Source organism: Enterobacter cloacae complex sp. IR5422, from assembly GCF_049238165.1.
GTDB classification, from domain to species: Bacteria; Pseudomonadota; Gammaproteobacteria; order Enterobacterales; family Enterobacteriaceae; genus Enterobacter; species Enterobacter roggenkampii.
Genome location: NZ_JBMKHT010000005.1, coordinates 41,320 through 64,056, shown reverse-complemented (window position 1 = coordinate 64,056; position 22,737 = coordinate 41,320). Strand labels below are relative to the sequence as shown.

At 54.7% G+C, this 22,737-nt stretch carries 22 protein-coding genes; 16 read left to right on the top strand and 6 right to left on the bottom strand.

Annotated elements, in window-relative coordinates:
* Positions 1-30: 30 nt before the first annotated feature.
* Entirely contained in the window at positions 31-1,140 is a 1,110-nt protein-coding gene (locus ACOTXT_RS04110; protein WP_055322262.1) for an anion transporter, read from the bottom strand.
* Positions 1,137-1,610: a manganese-binding transcriptional regulator MntR gene (mntR, locus tag ACOTXT_RS04105; protein WP_008501176.1), complete on the bottom strand. Its 474-nt coding sequence runs from the start codon at positions 1,608-1,610 to the stop codon at positions 1,137-1,139. The genes ACOTXT_RS04110 and mntR overlap by 4 nt, the downstream gene beginning before the upstream one ends.
* Positions 1,611-1,793: 183 nt before the next feature.
* On the opposite strand from mntR, the gene mntS reads away from it, so the two are divergent.
* Positions 1,794-1,922 carry a manganase accumulation protein MntS gene (mntS, locus tag ACOTXT_RS04100; protein ID WP_008501175.1) on the top strand — a complete coding sequence of 43 codons (129 nt, stop codon included), beginning with the start codon at positions 1,794-1,796 and terminating at the stop codon, positions 1,920-1,922.
* 283 nt (positions 1,923-2,205) lie between these two features.
* A complete protein-coding gene (locus tag ACOTXT_RS04095; protein WP_055322263.1) occupies positions 2,206-3,789 on the top strand; it encodes a phosphoethanolamine transferase in 1,584 nt (527 codons plus the stop codon).
* A gap of 159 nt (positions 3,790-3,948) precedes the next feature.
* On the opposite strand, the gene ompX is transcribed toward ACOTXT_RS04095, so the two are convergent.
* The gene (gene ompX / locus ACOTXT_RS04090) at positions 3,949-4,467 is read right to left on the bottom strand and encodes an outer membrane protein OmpX (RefSeq protein WP_008501173.1); all 519 of its coding nucleotides are present in this window, start codon (positions 4,465-4,467) and stop codon (positions 3,949-3,951) included.
* Between the two features lie 354 nt (positions 4,468-4,821).
* Here ompX and rhtA point away from each other — a divergent pair, with 354 nt between their 5' ends.
* The 6 genes from rhtA to ybiO all read left to right on the top strand — a co-directional run bounded on the left by rhtA (position 4,822) and on the right by ybiO (position 11,428).
* The gene (gene rhtA / locus ACOTXT_RS04085) at positions 4,822-5,709 is read left to right on the top strand and encodes a threonine/homoserine exporter RhtA (RefSeq protein ID WP_008501172.1); all 888 of its coding nucleotides are present in this window, start codon (positions 4,822-4,824) and stop codon (positions 5,707-5,709) included.
* Positions 5,710-6,008: 299 nt separating this feature from the next.
* The gene (dps, locus tag ACOTXT_RS04080; RefSeq protein ID WP_008501171.1) at positions 6,009-6,512 is read left to right on the top strand and encodes a DNA starvation/stationary phase protection protein Dps; all 504 of its coding nucleotides are present in this window, start codon (positions 6,009-6,011) and stop codon (positions 6,510-6,512) included.
* A 362-nt stretch (positions 6,513-6,874) separates the two neighbouring features.
* On the top strand, positions 6,875-7,618 hold the full coding sequence (gene glnH / locus ACOTXT_RS04075) for a glutamine ABC transporter substrate-binding protein GlnH (RefSeq protein ID WP_008501170.1): 744 nt from the start codon (positions 6,875-6,877) through the stop codon (positions 7,616-7,618).
* Between the two features lie 93 nt (positions 7,619-7,711).
* Positions 7,712-8,371 carry a glutamine ABC transporter permease GlnP gene (gene glnP, locus ACOTXT_RS04070; RefSeq protein ID WP_003858462.1) on the top strand — a complete coding sequence of 220 codons (660 nt, stop codon included), beginning with the start codon at positions 7,712-7,714 and terminating at the stop codon, positions 8,369-8,371.
* A complete protein-coding gene (gene glnQ / locus ACOTXT_RS04065) occupies positions 8,368-9,090 on the top strand; it encodes a glutamine ABC transporter ATP-binding protein GlnQ (RefSeq protein ID WP_008501169.1) in 723 nt (240 codons plus the stop codon). Before glnP ends, glnQ begins: the two co-directional genes overlap by 4 nt.
* Before the next feature lie 124 nt (positions 9,091-9,214).
* Positions 9,215-11,428 carry a mechanosensitive channel protein gene (gene ybiO / locus ACOTXT_RS04060; RefSeq protein ID WP_023292946.1) on the top strand — a complete coding sequence of 738 codons (2,214 nt, stop codon included), beginning with the start codon at positions 9,215-9,217 and terminating at the stop codon, positions 11,426-11,428.
* A gap of 48 nt (positions 11,429-11,476) precedes the next feature.
* Here ybiO and rlmF read toward each other — a convergent pair whose 3' ends face one another.
* Positions 11,477-12,388: a 23S rRNA (adenine(1618)-N(6))-methyltransferase RlmF gene (gene rlmF, locus ACOTXT_RS04055; RefSeq protein ID WP_333163645.1), complete on the bottom strand. Its 912-nt coding sequence runs from the start codon at positions 12,386-12,388 to the stop codon at positions 11,477-11,479.
* A gap of 243 nt (positions 12,389-12,631) precedes the next feature.
* On the opposite strand from rlmF, the gene mcbA reads away from it, so the two are divergent.
* From mcbA to ybiJ, 3 genes are all read left to right on the top strand, one after another.
* Positions 12,632-12,898 (top strand): DUF1471 family periplasmic protein McbA, encoded by a 267-nt coding sequence (gene mcbA, locus ACOTXT_RS04050; protein ID WP_021240977.1) that lies wholly within the window; start codon positions 12,632-12,634, stop codon positions 12,896-12,898.
* Positions 12,899-13,019: 121 nt separating this feature from the next.
* Positions 13,020-13,286, top strand: a complete 267-nt coding sequence (locus ACOTXT_RS04045; protein ID WP_021240978.1) for a DksA/TraR family C4-type zinc finger protein — start codon at positions 13,020-13,022, stop codon at positions 13,284-13,286.
* 285 nt (positions 13,287-13,571) lie between these two features.
* Complete coding sequence (ybiJ, locus tag ACOTXT_RS04040) at positions 13,572-13,832, top strand: DUF1471 family protein YbiJ (RefSeq protein WP_013097471.1); 261 nt, start codon at positions 13,572-13,574, stop codon at positions 13,830-13,832.
* A gap of 118 nt (positions 13,833-13,950) precedes the next feature.
* Here the strand turns inward: ybiJ and ybiB are convergent, their stop codons facing one another.
* Positions 13,951-14,913, bottom strand: a complete 963-nt coding sequence (ybiB, locus tag ACOTXT_RS04035; RefSeq protein ID WP_055322264.1) for a DNA-binding protein YbiB — start codon at positions 14,911-14,913, stop codon at positions 13,951-13,953.
* A 256-nt stretch (positions 14,914-15,169) separates the two neighbouring features.
* Between ybiB and ACOTXT_RS04030 the strand changes: the two genes are divergently transcribed.
* From ACOTXT_RS04030 to ACOTXT_RS04010, 5 genes are all read left to right on the top strand, one after another.
* Positions 15,170-15,706: a fimbrial protein gene (locus ACOTXT_RS04030; RefSeq protein ID WP_021240980.1), complete on the top strand. Its 537-nt coding sequence runs from the start codon at positions 15,170-15,172 to the stop codon at positions 15,704-15,706.
* Positions 15,707-15,775: 69 nt separating this feature from the next.
* Positions 15,776-16,450 carry a fimbrial biogenesis chaperone gene (locus tag ACOTXT_RS04025; RefSeq protein ID WP_008501161.1) on the top strand — a complete coding sequence of 225 codons (675 nt, stop codon included), beginning with the start codon at positions 15,776-15,778 and terminating at the stop codon, positions 16,448-16,450.
* A gap of 26 nt (positions 16,451-16,476) precedes the next feature.
* On the top strand, positions 16,477-19,020 hold the full coding sequence (locus tag ACOTXT_RS04020; protein ID WP_333163640.1) for a fimbria/pilus outer membrane usher protein: 2,544 nt from the start codon (positions 16,477-16,479) through the stop codon (positions 19,018-19,020).
* A 22-nt stretch (positions 19,021-19,042) separates the two neighbouring features.
* Positions 19,043-20,032: a fimbrial protein gene (locus tag ACOTXT_RS04015; RefSeq protein ID WP_023343628.1), complete on the top strand. Its 990-nt coding sequence runs from the start codon at positions 19,043-19,045 to the stop codon at positions 20,030-20,032.
* A gap of 5 nt (positions 20,033-20,037) precedes the next feature.
* Positions 20,038-20,541, top strand: coding sequence for a fimbrial protein (locus tag ACOTXT_RS04010; protein WP_008501157.1), 504 nt, complete (start codon positions 20,038-20,040; stop codon positions 20,539-20,541).
* Here the strand turns inward: ACOTXT_RS04010 and dinG are convergent.
* Positions 20,528-22,705, bottom strand: a complete 2,178-nt coding sequence (gene dinG, locus ACOTXT_RS04005) for an ATP-dependent DNA helicase DinG (protein ID WP_046092314.1) — start codon at positions 22,703-22,705, stop codon at positions 20,528-20,530. The genes ACOTXT_RS04010 and dinG overlap by 14 nt on opposite strands.
* Positions 22,706-22,737 lie beyond the last annotated feature (32 nt).

The window sequence follows — 22,737 nt, the reverse complement described above, 5'->3', positions numbered from 1 at the left end:
GTTTGCCAGGAAAAACTGACAAATTGCGCACTATATGAGAAGGAATATTCCGAAACCGATCGCCGCGGCCCAAACCAGCATCGGGATTGACCAGAGATGGAAGCGCCACCAGATGCGGCGATCGTTGGCCATGCGCAGGGCAATCAGGTTGGCCAGCGAGCCGGGCAGCAGCCCAAACCCGCCGATATTCACCGCCCAGGCCAGCAGCGTGTCCGGCGGAACATAGTTGAGCAGCAGAATGGTGGAAGGCACGTTGCTGATAAACTGCGACAGGCCAATCGCCGTCAGCCACAGTCCCGGCTGAGACAGCGTGCTGACGCTGTGGAGCACGTTTTGCAGCACCGGAAGCTGAATAAGCAGATGCACATCAATAAACATCACCATAAAGACCAGCAGCAGCGTCCAGTCCACGCTGACCAGCACGCGTCGCGCGAGGACGACAAAGCCCGCGGCGACAAGCAACACGCCCGCCACCTCATACTTCAGCTCCAGCGCGAACAGAAAGACGATGTATAACCCGAGGCAGCTCCAGACCAGACGCGGCTGCCACTGCGGGCCCGTGGTGCCGCTGTGGTACTGCAGTTTTTTATCCGGAAACGCAAACCAGCAGACCGCCAGCAGCGACAGCATCATCACCAGCGCCAGCGGCGCCATCTGCCAGGTAAAAGCGGCGAACGACAGCCCGGAACGGCCCCAGAGGAGGATATTTTGCGGGTTACCGATGGGCGTTAACAGAGAACCGGCGTTAACGGCGAGCGCTTCGAAGATGATCAGCCTGCTGACCGGGATCTCGCAAAGCTTACGCAGCGTGAGGGTGAGGGGCACGATGATAAACAGCGCCACGTCGTTGGTCAGAAACGTCGACAGCACCGCGGCGGAAAACACCATAAACAGGGACAGCCTGCGCTCGGTGGCAAAGCGGCGCACCATTTTACGGCCCAGAACGTCAAAATAGCCGCTCAGCTCAACCCCTTTGGTGAGCATCATCAGGCCGCTCAGGGTAATGATGGTGCGCCAGTCAATGGCAGCGGGCCAGGCCTGCGGCGCAAACGGCACAAAGAGGCTTAACCCTGCGCCAATGAGTAATAAGAGATGGAAGAAACGATCGCGTGTCAGGGCCTGCAGTCCAGGGATTTTCATTCAGCGGAGGGACCATATTTAAGGGTAAATTCGCGAAACTTCACCAGCGTCTCTTCGCTGACGTGGTGTTCCATGCCTTCCGCATCCCGGCGGGCAATCTCCGGGCTGACGCCCAGCACCAGTAAAAAATTCTCGACAAGCTGGTGGCGCTCGCGGCTCTCCTGCGCGAGTTTCTCCCCTTCCGGCGTCAGAAAGACCCCGCGCCAGGGGATCATTTCAATTAGGCCCACGGAGGCGAGACGTTTTAACATTTTTGCGACAGTTGGCTGCGACACCCCCAGCCTGGCGGCCATATCGACCTGACGCGCTTCCCCGACCTCACGAATCAGATCGGAAATGAGTTCAACATAATCATCAATCAGTTCACGCCGGTGCGCTTCTCGGACCTGGCGAAAACCTTCGACATGCTCTTCAACATTCACCAGTTGCGTCGTTTTTTTAATGGTTGGCTTACCTGCGCGACGGTTCATTGTACTTCCTCAGTGGGGTGACGCTTCCAGCGCCCGGTATCGAGAGCGCACATTGTAAACCATCCCTCCACAAGCACAAAAAATTAACGAAATAGCCATAGCTATACAATATAGCCTGTGCTATATCTGTATGTAATGCAGTCACCCTTCACGGATCGAAGGGATCAAAAATCAGGAGGTCTTATGAACGAATTCAAGAGGTGCATGACCGTGTTTACCCACTCACCCTTTAAAGTGCGCTTAATGCTGCTGAACATGCTGTGCGATATGTTTAACGGCAAACCGCATCAGGATGATAAACCTTCCCACTAAGCGGCGTTGCGGTACGCCGCTTCATTTTCCCGTCACAATCTCGCTCTAAACTGGCTCCCAGCCGCCTTATTCCCGATCTTTTTTACGGATTTGCAATCCCCTTCGCAAAACATCTGCTTAGCAACTGTTGATATTATTTAGCGCTCGCACTATCTTCTTGCAGCCCTGCACAATTTGCGGCTCGCTGAAGCGGACCCTCATTCCCTCTCCACGCACTGTCAGGCAGGTTATGACCCTTGACGCCAGGGTGAGCACATGGCGTTTTCATCCATGATAGTGACCTATGAATGTAACCCTGATAGATACCGTTGTGACCCGCAGCCGGGCCTTAAGCCCGTGGACGGGTTTTTACTTTTTGCAGTCATTACTGATTAACTTTGCGCTGGGTTATCCCTTTAGTCTGCTCTACGCGGTGGCCTTCACCTGCATTCTGCATGTGCTATGGCGCGCCGCCCCGCGCGCGCAAAAAGCGTTAATCGGCATCTGTTCACTGGTTGCTGCACTCTATTTCCCGTTTGGTCAGGCGTACGGCTCACCAAACTTTAATACCCTTCTGGCGCTGCACTCGACCAATATGGAAGAGTCGACGGAGATCCTGACGATCTTCCCGTGGTACAGCTACGTGGTCGGGCTCTTTATCTTCGCATTGGGCGTTATCGCCATTCGTCGTCAGACGGGCGAGAAAAAATCCTGGGGTAAGATCGACATACTCTGTCTGGTGTTCAGCGTTGCCGTGGCGTTTGTCGCCCCCATCCAGAACATTCCCTGGGACGGTAAGCTAAGACTTATTAACATCGGCTATCCGGTTTTCCGCTTCGTGAAAGACGTCGTTGTTAACAATAAAGAGGTTCTCGACGAACAGGCCCGCATGGCTGAGCTTTCCAATATGAAAGATACCTGGAACGTGCTGGCCGTGAAGCCGAAATATCACACCTATGTAGTGGTGATTGGTGAAAGCGCGCGTCGCGATGCAATGGGCGCGTTTGGCGGCCACTGGGATAACACCCCGTTTGCGAGTTCGGTCAAAGGCACCCTGTTTACCGATTATGTCGCGGCCAGCGGCTCGACGCAGAAATCACTCGGTCTGACCCTTAACCGGGTGGTGGATGGCAAACCGCAGTATCAGGATAATTTCGTCACCCTGGCTAACCGCGCGGGTTTTCAGACGTGGTGGTTCTCTAATCAGGGGCAAATTGGCGAATACGATACGGCGATTGCCAGCATCGCCAAACGGGCTGACGAAGTGCAGTTCCTGAAAAACGGCGACTTTGAAGCTGACAAAAACACTAAAGACGAAGCGCTGCTGAAAATGACGGCGCAGGTCTTCGCCACCCCGCGCACCCAGCCGCAGCTGATCGTTCTGCACCTCATGGGGTCGCACCCACAGGCCTGCGATCGGACAGGCGGAAAGTTCGCGGAGTTTGTGCAGTCCAAAGAGACCTCCTGCTATCTCTACACCATGACGCAAACCGACGACCTGCTGAGCAAGCTGTACGATCAGTTGCGCAATACGGGCGACAGCTTCTCCATGGTCTATTTCTCGGATCACGGGCTGGCGTTTAAAGAGCGCGGTAAAGAGGTGCAGTATCTGGCGCACGATGACAAGTTCCAGCAGAACTTCCAGGTGCCGTTTATGGTGCTGTCGAGTGACGATAAAACGCATCGCGTCATTAAAGCACGCCGTTCAGCAAATGATTTCCTGCAGTTTTTCTCGCAGTGGACGGGGATTACCGCCGGGCAGATAAAAAACGCTTACCCGTTTGTCTCTAACAAGAAAGCTCCCCCAGTGTACGTTACCAACTTCAAGTTACAGAAAGTTGACTACAACCATCTGGGTACGGATATTTTTGATATTAAGAATAAGTAATTGCCGTCTCGTGCGGACCGATGCCCTCACCCTGGCCCTCTCCCACGGGGAGAGGGAACCAACACTCAAAACGGCAACCTCAGGTTGCCGTTTTGCTTTTATCTTCGACAAAAAAAATCCGCCACAGTGGGCGGATTTTTTATTTAATCACCGAAGTGATTAGAAGCGGTAACCTACGCCCGCGATCCAGGTGCCAACGTCAACGTTGCGGATACGGCTCTGCTCATAGGAGAAGTCCAGAGCAACGTCCTGGATTGGGTTGAACTGCAGGCCTGCGCCATAGGAGAAGCCGTAGTCGCTGTTGCTTGCAGTGCGGTTCAGACCTTCGTTTTCGGTCTGCTGGAATTTACCGTAGCCAACACCTACAACACCGTAGATGCTTGCCCAGTCGTTCAGACGGTAAGCTGGACCAGCAGTGATACCGTAGTACTGGCCTTTGTTGTATGCGCCGTTTTCAGAACGATCTTTCTCGGTGTAGGTGAAAGAACCGATCACGCCCAGTGGGTTGTTATCCTGCTCGTAACGATACTTCAGGTTGAAACCGTTAGCTTTGTTCATCACGCCCTGATAGTCGCTCTGAGCGTAACCACCAGTAACAGTAGAAGTAGCAGCTACAGCGGTACCTGCGGAAACAGCCAGTACAGCGGCCAGTGCTGAAAGACATGCAATTTTTTTCATAACCACCTCAAATGTGATCCAAGTAAGTCCGTAAGTTTTAAATATATCAAAAAAATTTGCGAAACTCTTTGTGATTCGTGATGTCTAATGAAGCCTTTCCTGTAACAGAACGTTTCCAGCGTAAGCTATCTCTTTCAAATCACATGCAATTTTCACTACTAAATGCGCATAGTGCGCGTCTGCGCCGTTACATTCATCCAGATTATTCCTAATCTGACAGGCGATAAATCCACCAGCGCTTATCCATTTTACGGATTTCACCTGCTTTTTTTTCAACAGCGCCTCAACCGTCGCAGCATATTTCCTTTAAACTGCAACCTTTACCTCATTTGACATAAGCTGACAGGAGAAAGGATGCCTGGGTTATCCCGCACGTCGTCGGTCTGGTTGCCGGTTGCAGTCATACTCATTGCCATGTTGTCCATTCAAAGCGGCGCCTCGCTGGCAAAATCGCTTTTTCCACTGGTTGGCGCGCCCGGGGTGACCGCCCTGCGTATTGTTCTGGGCACGGCGATACTGGTGGTCATTTTCAAACCGTGGCGACTGCGCTTTAAAAAGGAGCAGCGTTTACCGCTGCTGTTTTATGGACTCTCCCTGGGGGCGATGAACTACCTGTTCTACCTCTCCATCCAGACGATACCGCTGGGTATTGCCGTCGCGCTGGAGTTTACCGGCCCGCTGGCGGTGGCGCTGTTCTCCTCCCGACGTCCGGTCGATTTTATCTGGGTCGTGTTGGCCGTACTGGGCTTATGGTTCCTGCTGCCGCTGGGCCAAAGCGTTTCTGAGATTGACCTGACGGGCGCAGCGCTGGCGCTGGGCGCAGGTGCCTGCTGGGCTGTCTATATCCTCACCGGCCAGCGCGCAGGGGAAGAGCACGGACCGGCAACGGTGGCGCTGGGTTCCCTGATTGCGGCCATCGTGTTTGTGCCCATCGGCATGGCGCAGGCGACAGAATCGATCTGGCAATGGTCCGTCATGCCCATCGGGCTGGCGGTTGCGATTCTCTCTACCGCACTCCCCTACTCTCTGGAGATGATTGCCCTTACGCGTCTGCCGACGCGCATATTTGGCACCCTGATGAGCATGGAGCCTGCGCTTGCAGCCATTTCCGGGATGGTGTTTCTCGGTGAAACCCTGACATTGACCCAGACGCTGGCGCTCTGCTCGATTATCGCGGCATCAATGGGATCGACGCTCACCATGCGCCCCGAACCTAAAGTTGAGAAAGTGGATATCAACTAAGGCCATATATTCTGCATGGCTTCCACGCCATGCAGAATAAAGGCCAAAAAGACAGTCGTTATAATTTCTTACACTCTGATTCCTGCCAGCTAAATATTCCTCTGTGCTGACTTTCTCATTCAGCAATTAAGATTGATCTGTATCAATTTAAAAATTATTCAACATTTTCAATTAATTAAATTCTCAACCTCCTTCTCGCTATTAAACCGATAGGCACAGCCAAACCGCAGAGAAAAAATCCGGTGCTATACTTAGTTCCGTAATTACCTGGGACATAAACATCAAGAGGATATGAGATTATGAGTACCGCTAAACTGGTGAAAACGAAAGCGTCTAATCTGCTTTATACCCGTAACGATGTATCGGACAGCGACAAAAAAGCGACCATTGAGTTGCTGAATCGCCAGGTGATCCAGTTCATCGATCTTTCGCTGATCACCAAACAGGCCCACTGGAATATGCGCGGTGCAAACTTTATTGCCGTTCATGAAATGCTGGATGGCTTCCGCACAGCACTGGTTACCCACCTCGATACGATGGCTGAACGTGCCGTTCAGTTAGGCGGCGTGGCGCTGGGTACCACACAGGTGATCAACAGCAAAACCCCGCTGAAAAGCTATCCGCTGGATATCCATACCGTTCAGGATCACCTGAAAGAGCTGGCGGACCGCTACGCGATTGTGGCGAACGATGTGCGCAAAGCGATTAGCGAAGCGAAAGACGAAGATACCGCAGATATCTTCACCGCCGCGTCCCGCGATCTGGATCAGTTCCTGTGGTTCATCGAATCTAACATCGAATAATTCATACGAATTTTCTATCAAACCCTCGCCTTCCGGTGAGGGTTTTGCACATCTATGGTGCACGTTTTTTGCCTGAGAACGTGCAAAAGTGAAGAAATTGTAATAATCACCTCACACAACCGTTAACGGAAGATTGTTTTTTCGTCAGAATTTACGCTAAATATCTCCCCGTCAGTTGAGCCAAACGAAGCGCACCAAAACAGTGCTCCACTTTGGTGCAATAAAACCTCATTGCCCCATTTATTGTGCAATGCATGACATCATCCCCTTTGCAAAACAACAACTTGTAAAGTTGGCACGATTTTTTCATTGTGCCACCTGTTCTCGCAGGGGATCGCCCCGTGGATATAAAAGGAAATGCTATGAAGTCTGTATTAAAAGTTTCACTGGCTGCACTTACCCTGGCTTTTGCGGTGTCCTCTCAGGCTGCCGACAAACTGGTTGTGGCGACCGACACGGCGTTCGTTCCGTTTGAATTCAAACAGGGTGATAAATACGTTGGTTTTGATGTGGATCTGTGGGCCGCAGTCGCAAAAGAACTCAAGCTGGATTACACCCTGAAGCCGATGGACTTCAGCGGCATCATCCCGGCACTGCAAACCAAGAACGTTGATCTGGCGCTGGCGGGTATCACCATTACCGACGAGCGTAAAAAAGCGATCGACTTCTCTGACGGCTACTACAAAAGCGGCCTGCTGGTGATGGTCAAAGCCGATAATAACGACGTAAAAAGCGTGAAAGATCTCGACGGCAAAGTGGTGGCAGTGAAAAGCGGCACCGGGTCAGTTGATTACGCGAAAGCGAATATCAAAACCAAAGACCTGCGCCAGTTCCCGAACATCGACAATGCGTACATGGAGCTAGGTACCGGCCGCGCTGACGCAGTGCTGCACGACACGCCAAACATCCTGTACTTCATCAAAACCGCGGGCAACGGCAAGTTCAAATCTGTGGGCGAATCTCTGGAAGCTCAGCAGTACGGTATCGCCTTCCCGAAAGGCAGCGACGACCTGCGCACGAAAGTTAACGGCGCGCTGAAAACGCTGAAAGAGAACGGCACCTATAACGAAATCTACAAAAAATGGTTCGGTACCGAGCCTAAATAATTTCACCTGAATTCAGGTTTGTAACGCCCGGTGGCGCTGCCGCTTACCGGGCCTACGTTTTTCGTTTTTCACCACGGTATACAGGAATACATCATGCAGTTTGACTGGAGCGCCATCTGGCCTGCCATTCCACTCTTGCTTGAAGGCGCTAAAATGACCCTGTGGATTTCGGTCCTGGGTCTGGTTGGCGGGTTGATTATCGGTCTTGTCGCCGGTTTCGCCCGCACCTACGGTGGCTGGATTGCAAACCACATCGCACTGGTTTTCATCGAAGTGATCCGCGGCACCCCCATTGTCGTGCAGGTCATGTTCATCTACTTCGCCCTGCCTATGGCATTCACCGACCTGCGCATCGACCCGTTCAGCGCCGCCGTCGTCACCATTATGATCAACTCGGGCGCCTACATTGCGGAAATTACCCGCGGTGCGGTGCTGTCGATTCATAAAGGGTTCAGTGAAGCCGGTCTGGCATTAGGCCTTTCACGTCGCGAAACGATCCGCCACGTTATTCTGCCGCTGGCGCTGCGTCGCATGCTGCCACCGCTGGGTAACCAGTGGATCATCAGCATTAAAGATACGTCGCTGTTCATTGTTATCGGCGTGGCCGAACTGACCCGTCAGGGGCAGGAGATCATTGCTGGCAACTTCCGCGCGCTGGAAATCTGGAGTGCGGTGGCCGTTGTCTACCTGATCATTACTCTGGTTCTGAGCTTCGTTCTGCGTCGTCTTGAAAGAAGGATGAAAATCCTGTGATTGAATTTAAAAACGTTTCCAAGCACTTTGGCCCAACCCAGGTGCTGCACAATATCGATCTGAACATCAAACAGGGTGAAGTGGTGGTGATTATCGGGCCATCCGGCTCCGGTAAGTCGACCCTGCTGCGCTGCATCAACAAGCTGGAAGAGATCACCAGCGGCGACCTGATTGTCGACGGTCTGAAGGTGAATGACCCGAAAGTGGATGACCGTCTGATTCGTCAGGAAGCGGGCATGGTGTTCCAGCAGTTCTACCTTTTCCCGCACCTGACGGCGCTGGAGAACGTGATGTTTGGCCCGCTGCGCGTGCGCGGTGCCAACAAAGCGGCGGCAGAAGCGCTGGCCAAAGATCTGCTGGCGAAAGTCGGCCTGGCTGAACGCGCCCATCACTACCCTTCCGAGCTGTCCGGTGGTCAACAGCAGCGCGTGGCGATTGCCCGTGCGCTGGCGGTCAAACCGAAGCTGATGCTGTTTGATGAGCCTACGTCCGCACTCGACCCGGAGCTGCGTCACGAGGTGCTGAAGGTCATGCAGGATCTGGCGGAAGAAGGGATGACGATGGTTATCGTGACCCACGAAATCGGCTTCGCGGAGAAAGTGGCGTCCCGCCTGATCTTTATTGATAAAGGCCGTATCGCGGAAGACGGTAACCCGCAGGAATTGATTGCGAACCCGCCGAGCCCGCGTTTGCAGGAGTTCCTGCAGCACGTCTCCTGATCCCTCGCGTTACGCTAAGCCGGGCCTGCCCGGCTTTTTTACGCCAGATTGTTCCCAAAAATCCCCCTCCGCGTCCCGACTTCTATACTTATCATTTTGTTCGACATTTTCACCGGAGGACGCCGTGCCGTGGATCCTGTTGCTGTTGATTAGCCTGTTTAGTGCGCCATCGTTCGCCGTCGCGATCCCCGGTGTGACCACCGGAACAACCGCCAGCCAGCAAAGTACGCCCCCGCCGGAACCGGATGTTGAACAGAAGAAAGCGGCTTACGGCGCGCTTGCCGACGTTCTTGAGAACGACACCTCCCGAAAGGAATTAATCGAGCAGTTGCGCAAAGCCGCCGCCACGCCGCCCCAGGAAACCGTTCCGACCCTCACCCCTCCGCAGGTGGAGGAGCAAAAAACGGTGCTGGAAAATGTCACTGACGTGAGCCGCCACTATGGGGAAGCGCTCTCCTCGCGCTTTGCCCAGCTCTACCGCAACCTGATTGGCTCACCCCATAAGCCGTTTAACCCACAAACGTTTACCGCCGCCGCCATGCAGTTCCTGATGCTGGCCGGTGCAGTCTTCCTTTTTTACTGGCTGGTGCGCCTGTGCGCGTGGCCGCTGTACCGCAAAATGGGGCAATGGGGACGCAGAAAGAATCAGCAGAAAAGCAGCTGGCTGCACCTGCCGCTGATGATCGCCTCAGCCTTTATCATCGATTTACTGCTGCTGGCGCTGACGCTGTTCTTAGGCCAGATGCTGGCCGACAGGCTGAACGCGGGCAACAAAACCATCGCCTTCCAGCAGTCGCTTTTCCTGAATGCCTTTGCCCTGATTGAGTTCTTCAAGGCGCTGCTGCGGTTACTCTTTTGCCCTCACGTGCCGGCGCTGCGTCCCTTCTCCATTCGGGACGAGAGCGCAACATACTGGGCGCTGCGCCTGAGCGTGCTCAGCGGGCTGATTGGCTACGGTCTGCTGGTTGCCGTGCCGATCATCTCCAACCAGGTGAACGTCCAGTTTGGCGCGCTGGCAAACGTCATTATCATGCTCTGCATTACCGTCTGGTCGCTGTACCTTATCTTCCACAATAAAAAGACCATCACTGAGAGCCTGCTGCATCTGGCCGATCGTTCCCTCTCGTTCTTCAGCCTGTTTATTCGCGCATTCGCCCTGGTGTGGCACTGGCTGGCAAGCGCCTACTTCATCGTATTGTGCTTCTTCTCGCTGTTCGACCCGGGAAACAGCCTGAAATTTATGATGGGGGCAACATTCAAAAGCCTGGCCATTATCGGCATTGCGGCGTTTGTGTCGGGGCTGCTGTCGCGCTGGATCTCGAAAACCATCACCCTGTCGCCGCAGGTACAGCGTAATTACCCGGAGCTGCAAAAACGGGTGAACGGCTGGATGTCGGTATCCCTCAAGGTGGCGCGCATTCTCACCGTCTGCGTGGCGATCATGCTGCTCCTTAACGCGTGGAGCCTGTTTGATTTCTGGAACTGGCTGCACAACGGCGCAGGTGAAAAAACGGTCGACATTCTGATTCGCATCGCGCTGATTTTGTTCTTCTCTGCCGTCGGATGGACGCTGCTGGCGAGCCTCATCGAGAACCGTCTGGTGTCGGATATTCACGGCAGGCCCCTGCCCAGCGCGCGGGCCCGCACCTTGCTGACGCTGTTCCGCAACGCGCTGGCGGTCATCATCAGTACCATCACCATCATGATTGTGCTGTCAGAAATCGGGGTGAATATCGCCCCGCTGCTGGCCGGTGCAGGTGCCCTGGGGCTGGCGATCTCCTTCGGGTCGCAAACGCTGGTGAAGGATATTATTACCGGTATCTTTATCCAGTTTGAGAACGGGATGAACACGGGCGATCTGGTGACCATCGGGCCGCTGACCGGCACGGTGGAGCGGATGTCGATTCGCTCGGTGGGCGTGCGTCAGGATACCGGGGCGTACCACATCATTCCCTGGTCTTCGATCACCACCTTTGCCAACTTTGTGCGCGGCATTGGTTCCGTGGTGGCGAACTACGATGTGGATCGTCATGAGGATGCCGATAAAGCGAAGCAGGCGCTGCGCGATGCGGTAGAAGAGCTGATGCAGATGGAGGATATTCGCGGGCTGGTGATTGGCGAGCCGTCATTTGCCGGCATTGTCGGGCTGACGAACACGGCCTTTACCCTACGCGTGTCGTTCACCACCCAGCCGCTGAAGCAGTGGACGGTGCGCTTTGCGCTCGACAGCATGGTGAAAAAGCACTTCGATCTGGCGAACGTGCGGATGCCGGTACAGACGTATCAGGTCCTGCCGCCGCCCGCAGCGCCGCTCCCTCCGCAGGAGCCGACGCTGTAGCCGGATTGCCGGGTGGCGGCTTCGCCTGACCCGGCCTGCGACGCAGCGCTATTTGCGACGTTTGTTATCGTCCATAAATGACCAGGCGATAAAGCGGCTTTGCTTCTGGCCCTGCGCCATCTCTTTTTTCACTACTTTCACCGCGCCCGCTTCGGTGAGCGCGCGGTAAAGTGGCGGCAGGTTATCTCCGCGGGAAACCAGCGTCGTAAACCACTTCACCTGACGGCCAAACTGTTTGCTTTCCGCAATCATGCGCAGGATAAAGGCCACCTCGCCGCCTTCACACCACAGCTCCTGCTGCTGACCGCCGAAGTTCAGCGCGGCGTCTTCAGCCTGACCCAGGTTGCGGCGCTTGCGCTCGCTGCCCGCGCGGGCCGCTGCCGCCGAATCGTGGAACGGCGGGTTGCACATCGTGGCGTCATAGGTTTCATTTTTATGAATAATGCCGTTGAAGATTGAGGCGGCCTCTTTCTGACGACGCAGGCGAATGGCGCGGCTTAATCCCGGGTTCGCGTTGATAATCGCCTGGGCGCTGGCGAAGGCCTCGGCACCGATCTCGCTTCCGGTAAAGCGCCAGGGATACTCATGCGCGCCGATCAGCGGGTAAATCAGGTTCGCCCCGGTGCCGATATCCAGCACGGTCGCCTGCTGAGGAATAATGCCATCACGGTCTTCAGCCAGAAGATCGGCAAGGTGATGAAGGTAATCCGCGCGGCCCGGAACGGGTGGACAGAGAAAGCCTTCCGGAATATCCCAGTTCGCCACACCGTAGTAATGTGCGAGCAGCGCTTTGTTCAACATTTTAACCGCCTGGGGGTCAGCAAAGTTGACCGAAGGTTCACCCGCGGGGGTCTGGACAATGTAGTCCTGCAGCGGCGGGCAGCTCAGGCATAACGCATTCATGTCGTAGCGGCTGCGGTGGCGGTTTCGTGGGTGCAATCCCGGCTTTTGGGAAGTCATGGCGTTCTCCTTTAAACAGCGGCGTAAGATACCCTTTGCTGGCCCAACGGTAAATCTTTCTCTGCGGCGCTGAAAAAGCCGCCATAAATCAAACACCTTTATGTCTATGATCTGTCAGCGCAATGTCAATTTTTATCGTTCAAAAAATAAGCAGATCATCATCAAATATTTGCGCTAAGTCACACTCGTCAGGCTTCTAAACTTAAGGGGAATCACCTGTTGTTTCCTCATGAGGATGTGATTATGAAAAAGTACCTGACCCTTGTTGTTATCGCCGCCGCCCTGACGACCGCGTCATTTTCTGCGATGGCCGTTCAGTCGCTGACCCAGAGTACCGACACCAGCCAGCTTCAACCTGCAGGCACCGTCTCCGTAAGCCGCGCCAGTAACCTGGACGATCTGCAGAATAAACTGGCGGAAAAAGCCCGCCAGGAAGGTGCAAAAGGCTTCGTGGTGAATTCCGCTGGCGGAGATAACCATATGTACGGCACAGCGACCATCTATAAATAATCTGCCCCACCCCATGACTGCATCTGCCTGCCAGATGCAGTTTGCTCTCTTCCTCGCCTTGATTGTTTATTTTTTAACCCCACATTAAAAGCAGGGTATAACACCATTTCAGGAGGATGCTATGGCTTCCGGTTGGGCGAATGATGACGCCGTAAACGAACAGATCAACAGTACGATTGAAGATGCGGTTGCGCGCGCTCGCGGTGAAATCCCACGCGGCGAAAGCCTGGAGGAGTGCGAAGAGTGTGGAGAACCGATCCCGGAGGCGCGGCGAAAAGCCATGCCAGGCGTAAGGTTATGCATTACGTGTCAGCAGAATAAAGATTCAAAAAATGCTTCACATTCAGGTTATAATCGCAGAGGTTCGAAAGATAGCCAGTTACGTTGACTTTCCTTTACCTAAGTTAACCGCCGGGGCGCTTACCTTTACGCTCACGATTTTTAGCGAACCGCGTAGCAAAATGTGCCCTTCATTTTTGTTCTGTAAAGCGCATCCACAAGAAGTGTAAAGCGCCACTTTGAATTTATTAGTAATCAATAAGTTATTTGTCATTCAATTTTTTTGATTGACCACGTCAATTCTCTTCGATTTTATCTCTCAAGAAAAAACGTGATACTCATCACATCGACGGAACATCGTCCCCTTAACAGAAACACCTGCGAGAGATTACTTATGAAAACCATCAAATATGCTGTAGCTGCTGTTGCCCTGTCCGCTCTGTCTTTCGGCGCTTTCGCCGTAGAGCCAGTCTCTTCTGCTCAGGCACAGAACATGAACAAAGTCGGTGTGGTGAGTGCTGATGGCGCGACCACCCTGGACGGTCTGGAAGCCAAACTGGCTGAGAAAGCAGCTGCTGCCGGTGCAAGCGGATACACCATTACCTCCGCTAACGGCAATAACAAGCTGAGCGGTACCGCGGTTATCTACAAATAATCGCCTGAATGAATGCTGTCCCCTCGCCAAACCCTCTGGTGAGCTGCTCCAACCCTCATTGACCCTGTTGTTTGTTACCCTTGCTTGCCCGTCCGCCACTGGACGGGCTTTTTTTTGCCTAAAACGCCGCGTCCACGCGTTTGAGACCGGCCTCGACCGTATCAACTTCCCCGGTTGCCAGCAGGCAGCAGGCCATCTGCAGCTTAATAGACTGCGGCACAGGCACGTTTCCGGCGAGGCACTGTTCAATCCAGTGCGCGGTGGTGTGCGGGTCTTTCGCTTCAGGGAGAATGACGTCCGTATTCTCTTCCCCGCGCGCCAGGACAGCGCGCGTACCGGCAGAATCGATCAGCATCAGCTGAGGGCAGCGCAGTGGATTGGCATACACCTCACCTTCTGTACCGTGCATCAGCAGCGCCCTGCCGCCAATCTCCTCAAAAAATTTCCCGACACGCCCCACGTATTCCGGGTGCGATACGCTGGAAAGGCGCAATGCGGCATCTTCTGCAAACGGCGTCGCCAGCTTCGCCAGGGTGTGGGCGCTGTTGCGCACGCCCATGCGCCAGCGCATATCCAGCTGCTTTTCCAGCGGCGGGCACAGGGCTCCGACGGGGATGTAAACCGGCTGATGGCCATCCAGCTTCGCCTGCGCCTGTCCTGCATGACGCGTTGGCTCAATCCCCAGCATGCCGAAAATGGTCTCCGTCAACACGCGGGTGGGATCTTCGCTGACCCCGTGAACCACCACCGGGAACCCCAGCTTATGCAATAAGATCGCCAGCAGCGGAGTGAGGTTTGCCTGCTTGCGCGCGCCGTTATAGCTCGGGATGACAATCGGCATCGGTTTTGCCACCGGCGGCGTCAGGCGCAGCGTTTGCGCCTGCATCGCCTCGTAAAAACCGCGCATCTCCGCTTCGCCTTCGCCTTTGATACGCAGCGCAATCAGTATGCCGCCCATCTCCAGGTCAGGTACCTCGCCATCGAGCATTCGGGTATACAGGGCGCGAGCAGTTTCATGGTCCAGATCGCGGGCGTGGTTTTTGCCCCTGCCTACCTCTTTGATAATCTTGCGAAAATCCACGACATCTCTCCTGAAAATATCCTTCTGGTAACAATATAGCCCTGTTAAACGTTCGGACGTTAGTTTTTTTCTACATCATCAACGTTCTGTTTTTAAGGATAAAAAAGAAACTCAAGCATTATTTCAATTATTTGTGATTTCTGCAGAAGATTCTTAATGCACCATTATTTGTTTAAATAACCAGCGGAAAGTCATTAAGGGTCAACGGTGAAAACGTCCAGGCAACGCTCTCACCAGAAACATATCAGGATTTGTTATGAACAAGGTTGCTTTAGGTTTAATCATCGCCGCAGCGGTGGGATGTTCTGCATCCACGTTTGCGGCAACAAACGGTGAAGGTCAGATCAATTTCACCGGTGAAATTATCGATTCTGCTTGTCAGGTTGTGAATGGATTAAGTAATCCATTAAATGTTCAGCTGGGAAAAGTGTCTAAAACGGTATTTACCGGTGCTGGCTCTACCAGCACATTAACGAAGTTTGATATTCAGTTAACGAATTGTCCTGACACGGTCACCTCCGCAGCCATTAATTTCGGCGGTACGCCAGATGCGAATAACAACGCTACGCTGGCCTTAACGCCAGATAGCGATGCGGCGACCGGTGTGGCAATTCAGCTGGTTGATGCCTCAGAGCAGCCTGTCAGCCTGTATACGCCATCGCAGCAGTATCAATTAACCTCCGGTACGGCGGTTAACGATCTGGAATTTGGTGCCCGTTATATCCAAACCGGCGCTGCGATCACCGCAGGCCCTGCTAACTCTGTATCGACCTTCACCGTTATTTATAACTGATCTTATCAATCCTGAGATATTAATGCTTTTGCGGGCATTAATATCTCATCTATTTATTGAGAAATCTGTATGCGCCACGGTTATTTACTGAGCACGCTTTTACTGGTAGCCGCCACTGCACATGCGGGCGTCATTATTAATGGCACCCGTCTGGTCTACCAGGGAGATAAAAAGGAATCATCTCTTGGTCTTTCAAATCCAGATGCGACGGATTATCTGGTACAGTCCTGGGTTGATTCCGGCGGTAAAAACCTGGCCAAAGCCCCGTTCCTCATCACCCCGCCGCTTTTCCGTCTGGATGCGAAAGAAGATAACGTTCTGCGCGTGGTACGTACGGGCGGAAATTTGCCTGAAGACAGGGAATCCCTGTACTGGTTGAATATTAAAGCGATCCCTTCCTCAAAGCAGGTGGAAGGCGTGAATACGCTGCAAATTGCGATTAATACCCGTATTAAATTGCTGTATCGCCCGTCTGCGGTAAAAGGCAGACCAGAAGACGTGGCCGATAAGCTTGAATGGCGTCGCGAAGGTAACGAGCTGGTGGTGAATAACCCCACGCCGTTTTATATGAATTTCCAGGCAGTCACCCTGAATGGTCAGAAAGTGACGAAAGCGACCTGGGCCGTTCCAAAAACAGAAACGCATTTTGCCATACCGGGTAATGTCAGAGGCTCGAACGTGACGTATTCCATTATTACTGATTACGGCAGCATCAGCCATACCTGGTCGAAATCCGTTCATTAATACTTTTCCCCGGTAATAAAATAATCATGTACAGCCATAAAAAGCCGTTCACCTGCCGATTTTCGTCATTGCTGGTCATTTTTTTTGGCCTGGTAATGGCGATCTTTGCGCATCAGGTTATGGCTGATGATTATTTTAACCCTGCCCTGCTGGATATTGATAATCCCCAGCAGGGAAAAACCGATTTATCCGTCTATGAAAAAGGCCCAGGCCAGGCGCCGGGTAAATATCAGGTTACGGTGTTTATCAATAATAATAAAATTGATACCCGCGATGTCACCTTTACGCTGCAGAAAGACGATCACGGCAACAGCACGCTGCAACCTTGCTTTACCGTGGACGATTTAAAAAGCCTCGGGATCAAAACCCAAAAATATCCGCAGCTGAAAGCCAAAGGCCAGTGCGCCGATTTACACGCCATCCCTGCGGCATCCGCGACCTTCCGCGTTCGCAACCAGCAACTGCTGCTGAGCATTCCCCAGTCGGCGCTCGGTCATGTGCCTCGCGGCTACATTGACCCAAAAGAGTTTGACGAAGGAATTAACGCGGGCCTGCTTAACTACAGTGCGAATGCCAGCCAAAGCCATGCGCGCCAGCCGGGCGAACAGGATAACAGCAGCCAGTACGTTAACCTGCGTCCGGGTTTGAACATTGGCGCATGGCGCATTCGCAACTATTCCACCTGGAATCGCAGCACCACGGGTAACGAGGAGGACCAAAAATTCACCTCCGTATATACCTACGCGCAACGCGATATGGTGGCAATGAAAAGCGACTTCACCGTCGGCCAGAGTTCCTCGCCTTCCGACGTTTTTGACAGCGTACCCTACACCGGCGTGGAGCTGAAATCCGATAACGACATGCTGCCGGACAGTGAAAAAGGCTACGCCCCCATTATTCGCGGCACCGCCCACAGTAACGCGCAGGTGGTGGTACGCCAGAACGGTTACATCATTTATCAGAACACGGTCGCCCCCGGCGCGTTCGAAATTAACGATCTCTACCCCACCGGCAGCAGCGGCGATCTCCAGGTCACCGTGAAAGAGACCGACGGCAGCGAAAGCCATTTCGTCGTGCCGTTTGCCTCCGTGCCGGTATTGCAGCGTGAAAAAAATCTGCGCTACAGCTTGACTGCCGGACGCTACCGTTCTTATGACAACGACGTCGAGAAAACCCCGTTTGCCCAGGGCAGCGCCATCTACGGTTTACCCTACGGTTTCACCGCCTACGGTGGCGTGCAGCAGAGCAGCCATTACCAGTCTCAGGCGGCTGGCGTCGGGAAAAACATGGGCGATTTAGGCGCCTTCTCCCTTGACGTGACCCGCGCGAAGGCCCTGTTGAAAAAACAGCAGGCCAGCAAAGGCCAGTCGTGGCGCGTGCGCTATAGCAAAGACATCGCCCGGTCAGGCACCAACTTCTCCCTGGCCGGCTATCGCTACAACAGCAAAGGGTTTTACACCCTTGAAGACACCATGGAGTCATATACCCGCTCCGACGACTGGTCTGCACCGCAGCAGCGCCGCGCCCGAACCGAAGCCACCATCGACCAGACGCTGCCGGAAGGCTGGGGATCCGTCACCCTGAGCATGGTGAAAGAGACGTACTGGAGTCAGAGTCAGAACATGACCTCGATGAGCGTCAGCTACAACAATAGCTGGCACGGGGTGAGCTACAGCCTCAGCTACAGCATGAACAAAAACACCCAGGACAGCGATGAAGACGGTAACGAGGTGACAAACGACAACCAGTTCTCGCTGAGCGTCTCGGTGCCGCTGGACCGCTGGATGCATAACACCTGGGCCACCTACAACCTGAACAACACCAAAGACGGCACGACGCAGAACATCGGCCTGAACGGCACGGCGCTGAAAGAGGACAACCTGAACTGGAACATCCAGGAAGGGCTGAGCAGCACCGGCAGCGGTAACTCCACCAGCATCAACGCCGATTATAAAGCGACCTATGGTGAAGTGAGCGCAGGCGTCAGTCAGGATAAATATCAGCAGACCGTGAACGTCGGTTTGCAGGGTGGCGTGGTTGCCCATGCGAACGGAATAACCCTGAGCCAGCCGCTCGGTGACACCATCGCGCTGGTGAAAGCGCCGGGCACGCACGGAACCCATATCACGAACCAGACGGGCGTCGAGACCGACTTCCGCGGCTACACCGTCGTGCCGTTTGTTACCGCGTATCGCCACAACACCATCGCGCTGGATACCGAAACGCTACCGGACAACGCCGACGTCACCCACGCGGCGCAGATCGTGACGCCAACCCGCGGGGCCGTGGTGCGCGCCAGCTTTAACACCCGCGTGGGTAACCGCGTCCTGATGACGCTTACGCAAAAGGGTAAACCGCTGCCCTTCGGCGCAACGGTCACCACCGAGGATAAGGACAGCGAATTTATTGTCGGGAATGACGGCCAGACCTACCTCTCTGGTCTGCCGCAGCAAGGGCATCTCTACGTTTCCTGGGGACAGGGGGCGAACGAGCACTGCGTCGCTGACTATGCGCTAACGGATGAGAAAGAGAAAACCAGCATCATTAACGCTGCCGCGCAGTGTCACTGATCCACCGTTCAGGCTAACGATTATGCAAATGATTAAACAGTGCTTTTTCTTACTGGTTCTGGGAACCGCCGCGTTATTTATGCCGCATGCGAAGGCGACCTGTACTACGCCAGACCTGCCGAAAATGATCAACGTGGCCTCTATCTCCGTTCCCACGACGCTGGCCGTTGGCGAAACGATCCCGGGTACAGAGCAAATCGCCCATATCGCCGGTAATTGTGACAATGCGGAAGATAAGGGGCTGGAAATTGTCTCTTGTTACTACGGCACTGGGGCTGAGATTCCAGGCCTGAAAGGTGTCTACGATTCGGGAGTTCCTGGGATCGGTGTGGCCCTGATGAACGATCAGGGGCAGCGCATCAGCGGAGCCGGAGGCGTTAACTGCATTTCCACAGGAACGCCGTTGGGTTATGTTTCCAGCGATGGCAAACAGACCTTTAATTTCGACGTTACGCTGGAGTTGGTCAAAACCAGCGATACCGTAGCGTCAGGCACGCTGAATCAAAGTCAGACCCGTTTTGGGATCGGGGTTTATCACCACGAAGGGCTGGGCGATCCCAACACCATCTCCTATGCTGGCAACGTTATTCTGAAAGAGGTCACCTGCTCCGTCCTGCCGAAAAACCTGACGGTCAATCTGGGGGATTTCCCGGTCAGCGATTTTATCAGCGTGGGGATGCTCTCTTCTCCGGCACGAAACTTTGACGTCACGGTGAACTGCAACAGCACCGTACAGCCTGAAGTGAAAATTACCAGCTCAAACGGCTATGAAACGGCCTTCGAAGGGGTGCTGAAACTCACGCAGCAGACTGGCGTCGCGACGGGCGTCGGTGTCCGAATGCTGTTCGACGACAATATCGCCACCTTTGATACCTACGTTAACACCCGAAGCGAAGCCATTGCCAACGAAACGCTGACCATACCGTTTGAGGTGCGCTACGAGCAGGTCAGCGACGTGGTCACTCCCGGTCCGGCCAACACCGTTGCCACCATCACGCTTGCTTATAAGTAACTGACATGAAGAAGATAATTGCGTTTCTGGCGCTGGGGCTGATCGCCCAGGCACACGCCGAAGATATTCAGATCCAGATGACGGGCAACATTTACGCCAATACCTGCATCATCGACAGCGCCAGCCGGAACCTGACGGTGGATTTAGGTCAGGCGGCATCCGGTGATTTTAAAGACGTGGGCGATACCGGCGAGTGGAAAGACTTTTCCCTGTCAGTATCCCACTGCCCGCCAAGCCTCGCGCTTGCCACCGCCTATTTCTACGGCCAGGCGGACAGCACGCACCCCACTAAATTCGCCAATATCGGCAGCGCAAAGGGGCTGGCGCTGGAGCTGGCAGACCGGCAGGACAATATTCTCATCGCTCCGCAGGCGAGCTTTAACGCGGTGATTAATCAAAACGATCATACGGCCACCTTCCCACTCGCCGCACGCTACTACGCCACCTCCATGCCGGTGAGCGCAGGGACGTTCAGCAGCGTGGTGCAGGTGACCTTCACTTACCAGTAGGACCGCGCCCCTTAGCACGGATGCTTTTCCTGCGCCCGGCGGTCAGTGTTGCCGGGCGTTTTTTTACCTCGGGGACCTCTGGCTGTTCAATCGGAAAGATCGGCAGCGCGTTTAACAACCGTTGGCCGTAATTTTTAGTGAGCAGACGCTTGTCATAAATCACCACCTCCCCCCAGCAGCCGTGGCTACGGATCAGACGCCCGACCTGCTGAATAAGGTTAAACGACGCCGCAGGTAAACTCTGCACCTCAAACGGATAACGGTTGAGGCTCTTCAGCCACTCGCCCTCGGTGATAACGACCGGGCTGTCGATGGGCGGGAAGGCAATTTTATGAATATGCACCTGCGTCAGGTAATCGCCCTTCAAATCCAGACCTTCCGCGAAGGACTGCAATCCCACCAGCACGCTGCGCTCGCCGTTATCGATGCGCTTGCGATGGGTTTCCACCAGCCGGTAACGGGGCTGGTCGCCCTGGACCAGCAGAAGCAGGCGCAGGTCGGTCACATGTTCCAGAAAACGCTGCATCGCCCGTCCGCTGGCAAACAGCACCAGCATACCGGGGTACTTTCTGCTCTCAACCTGTTCGCGGAAGTAGGCCGCCATCTCCGCAATGTGCTGCTCTTCGTTGTCGATAAGCGGCTCATACTTCATGCGCGGGATCACCAGCTTCCCCTGCTCGCAGTGGTTAAACGGCGAATCCAGCGCGACAAAACGATCGCCCGCTTTCTCTTTCAGGCCGCTCATCTCCTGCAGCCGCGAGAAGCTGTTCAGGGAGCGCAGCGTGGCGGAGGTCACGACCACGTGCGGCACGCTGCGCCAGATGAGCTTTTCCAGCTGATCGGCCACGCGGATGCCCACGCAGTGGAAAAACAGGTGGACCTGGCCGTCGCGCACTTCACGCGTGGCCCATTTGGTGACCGGCGCGCCCGACGCCTGCGCCATCGAGGCCAGCCGCCAGAGCTTGCTCTGCGCTTCGAACATGCCGAGCGCACGGTTCATTTGCAAAAGAATACGGTGCAGACGCACCACGTCATGCGAGCCGGTTTTCTCGCTGAGATCGTTTAAGAACATCTCCGCCAGCCCGCGCAGCTTTTCAAGATGCTTCGCCAGCTGCTGGCAAATCTCCATCACCTCGTCCGGCAGTTCGCCCATCGCAAAGCGGTGTTCCGCCTCCTGGGCTGCGGGAAGATAAAGATTCAGGATGTTGTTCAGAGACGAGATAAGGCTGTAAACCTCTTCGCAGTGGTCGCTCAGACGCTCCGGCACCGCCAGCGGCGGCGTGGTTTTCGGGCGGAACTGCTCCATGCAGGTGGCGACAAGCTTGCAGAAGAGATCCAGCTGCAGGCGGAACCAGGGCGCGGTAATTTCCGCGCTCATCTCCAGCGCGTCGCGCGCCACGTCGGGCAGATGGTGGCCTTCGTCGAGCACCAGCAGCAGGTTTTTCGGCTCCGGCAGCACCGCTTCGCTCTCCAGCGCCGCCATCACCAGCGCGTGGTTAGCCACCACCACTTCGGCTTCCTGAATTTCGCGCCGCGCGACGAAGAACGGGCATTCGCGGTAGTAGTGACAGTTGCGGTTCAGACAGCTGGCCTTGTCGGTGCTGAGCCTGCGCCACAGATCGTCGCTGATGGCTTTATCGGTGTGATCGCGCAGGCCGTCCCATTTATAGCCATCAAGATCGCCTTTCAGCGTTGCGCAGAGCTCCTGCTCGGCTTTGTTGTTGGGCGTGAGATCGTCGTCGAGGAACGCCAGCAGATCCTGTTGCGACGCCTCGCTGCTGGCAAGCCCTGCCAGGTTACGCGGGCAGACGTAGCGCCCGCGGCCAAAGGCGGCCGTAAACCGCAGGTCGGGGATGATTTTGCGCAGCAGGGGCAAATCTTTGCTGAAGATCTGGTCCTGCAAGGCCACGTTGGCGGTGCTGACCACCAGCGTTTTGTCCTCCTCCCGCGCGATGGCGATGCCGGGAATGAGATAAGACAGGGTTTTCCCGACGCCGGTCGGGGCTTCAATCGCCAGATGTCGCCCGTCGTCCCCGGCGAGCGTTTTTGCCACGTCGGCAATCATCTGCCGCTGCGGCGCTCGGGGGATAAAATCGGGGATCTGCTGCTGTAGCGCCTTATACCAGGCGCCTATTTGCGCTTTCAGCGCCGCGGTTAAAGCCATCGGAAAACCTGAAATACTGTATAAACAGCCAC

What these genes read in the sequence shown, in the direction of transcription:
- ACOTXT_RS04045 (WP_021240978.1), top strand. Translation starts at nt 13,020, where the DNA reads ATGGCTTCCGGTTGGGCGAATGATGACGCCGTAAACGAACAGATCAAC.
- dps (WP_008501171.1), top strand. Translation starts at nt 6,009, where the DNA reads ATGAGTACCGCTAAACTGGTGAAAACGAAAGCGTCTAATCTGCTTTAT.
- rhtA (WP_008501172.1), top strand. Translation starts at nt 4,822, where the DNA reads ATGCCTGGGTTATCCCGCACGTCGTCGGTCTGGTTGCCGGTTGCAGTC.
- ACOTXT_RS04015 (WP_023343628.1), top strand. Translation starts at nt 19,043, where the DNA reads ATGCAAATGATTAAACAGTGCTTTTTCTTACTGGTTCTGGGAACCGCC.
- ACOTXT_RS04010 (WP_008501157.1), top strand. Translation starts at nt 20,038, where the DNA reads ATGAAGAAGATAATTGCGTTTCTGGCGCTGGGGCTGATCGCCCAGGCA.
- mntS (WP_008501175.1), top strand. Translation starts at nt 1,794, where the DNA reads ATGAACGAATTCAAGAGGTGCATGACCGTGTTTACCCACTCACCCTTT.
- ACOTXT_RS04095 (WP_055322263.1), top strand. Translation starts at nt 2,206, where the DNA reads ATGAATGTAACCCTGATAGATACCGTTGTGACCCGCAGCCGGGCCTTA.
- ompX (WP_008501173.1), bottom strand. Translation starts at nt 4,467, where the DNA reads ATGAAAAAAATTGCATGTCTTTCAGCACTGGCCGCTGTACTGGCTGTT.
- rlmF (WP_333163645.1), bottom strand. Translation starts at nt 12,388, where the DNA reads ATGACTTCCCAAAAGCCGGGATTGCACCCACGAAACCGCCACCGCAGC.
- ACOTXT_RS04020 (WP_333163640.1), top strand. Translation starts at nt 16,477, where the DNA reads ATGTACAGCCATAAAAAGCCGTTCACCTGCCGATTTTCGTCATTGCTG.
- mntR (WP_008501176.1), bottom strand. Translation starts at nt 1,610, where the DNA reads ATGAACCGTCGCGCAGGTAAGCCAACCATTAAAAAAACGACGCAACTG.
- ACOTXT_RS04025 (WP_008501161.1), top strand. Translation starts at nt 15,776, where the DNA reads ATGCGCCACGGTTATTTACTGAGCACGCTTTTACTGGTAGCCGCCACT.
- glnP (WP_003858462.1), top strand. Translation starts at nt 7,712, where the DNA reads ATGCAGTTTGACTGGAGCGCCATCTGGCCTGCCATTCCACTCTTGCTT.
- glnH (WP_008501170.1), top strand. Translation starts at nt 6,875, where the DNA reads ATGAAGTCTGTATTAAAAGTTTCACTGGCTGCACTTACCCTGGCTTTT.
- dinG (WP_046092314.1), bottom strand. Translation starts at nt 22,705, where the DNA reads ATGGCTTTAACCGCGGCGCTGAAAGCGCAAATAGGCGCCTGGTATAAG.
- ACOTXT_RS04030 (WP_021240980.1), top strand. Translation starts at nt 15,170, where the DNA reads ATGAACAAGGTTGCTTTAGGTTTAATCATCGCCGCAGCGGTGGGATGT.
- mcbA (WP_021240977.1), top strand. Translation starts at nt 12,632, where the DNA reads ATGAAAAAGTACCTGACCCTTGTTGTTATCGCCGCCGCCCTGACGACC.
- ybiJ (WP_013097471.1), top strand. Translation starts at nt 13,572, where the DNA reads ATGAAAACCATCAAATATGCTGTAGCTGCTGTTGCCCTGTCCGCTCTG.
- ACOTXT_RS04110 (WP_055322262.1), bottom strand. Translation starts at nt 1,140, where the DNA reads ATGAAAATCCCTGGACTGCAGGCCCTGACACGCGATCGTTTCTTCCAT.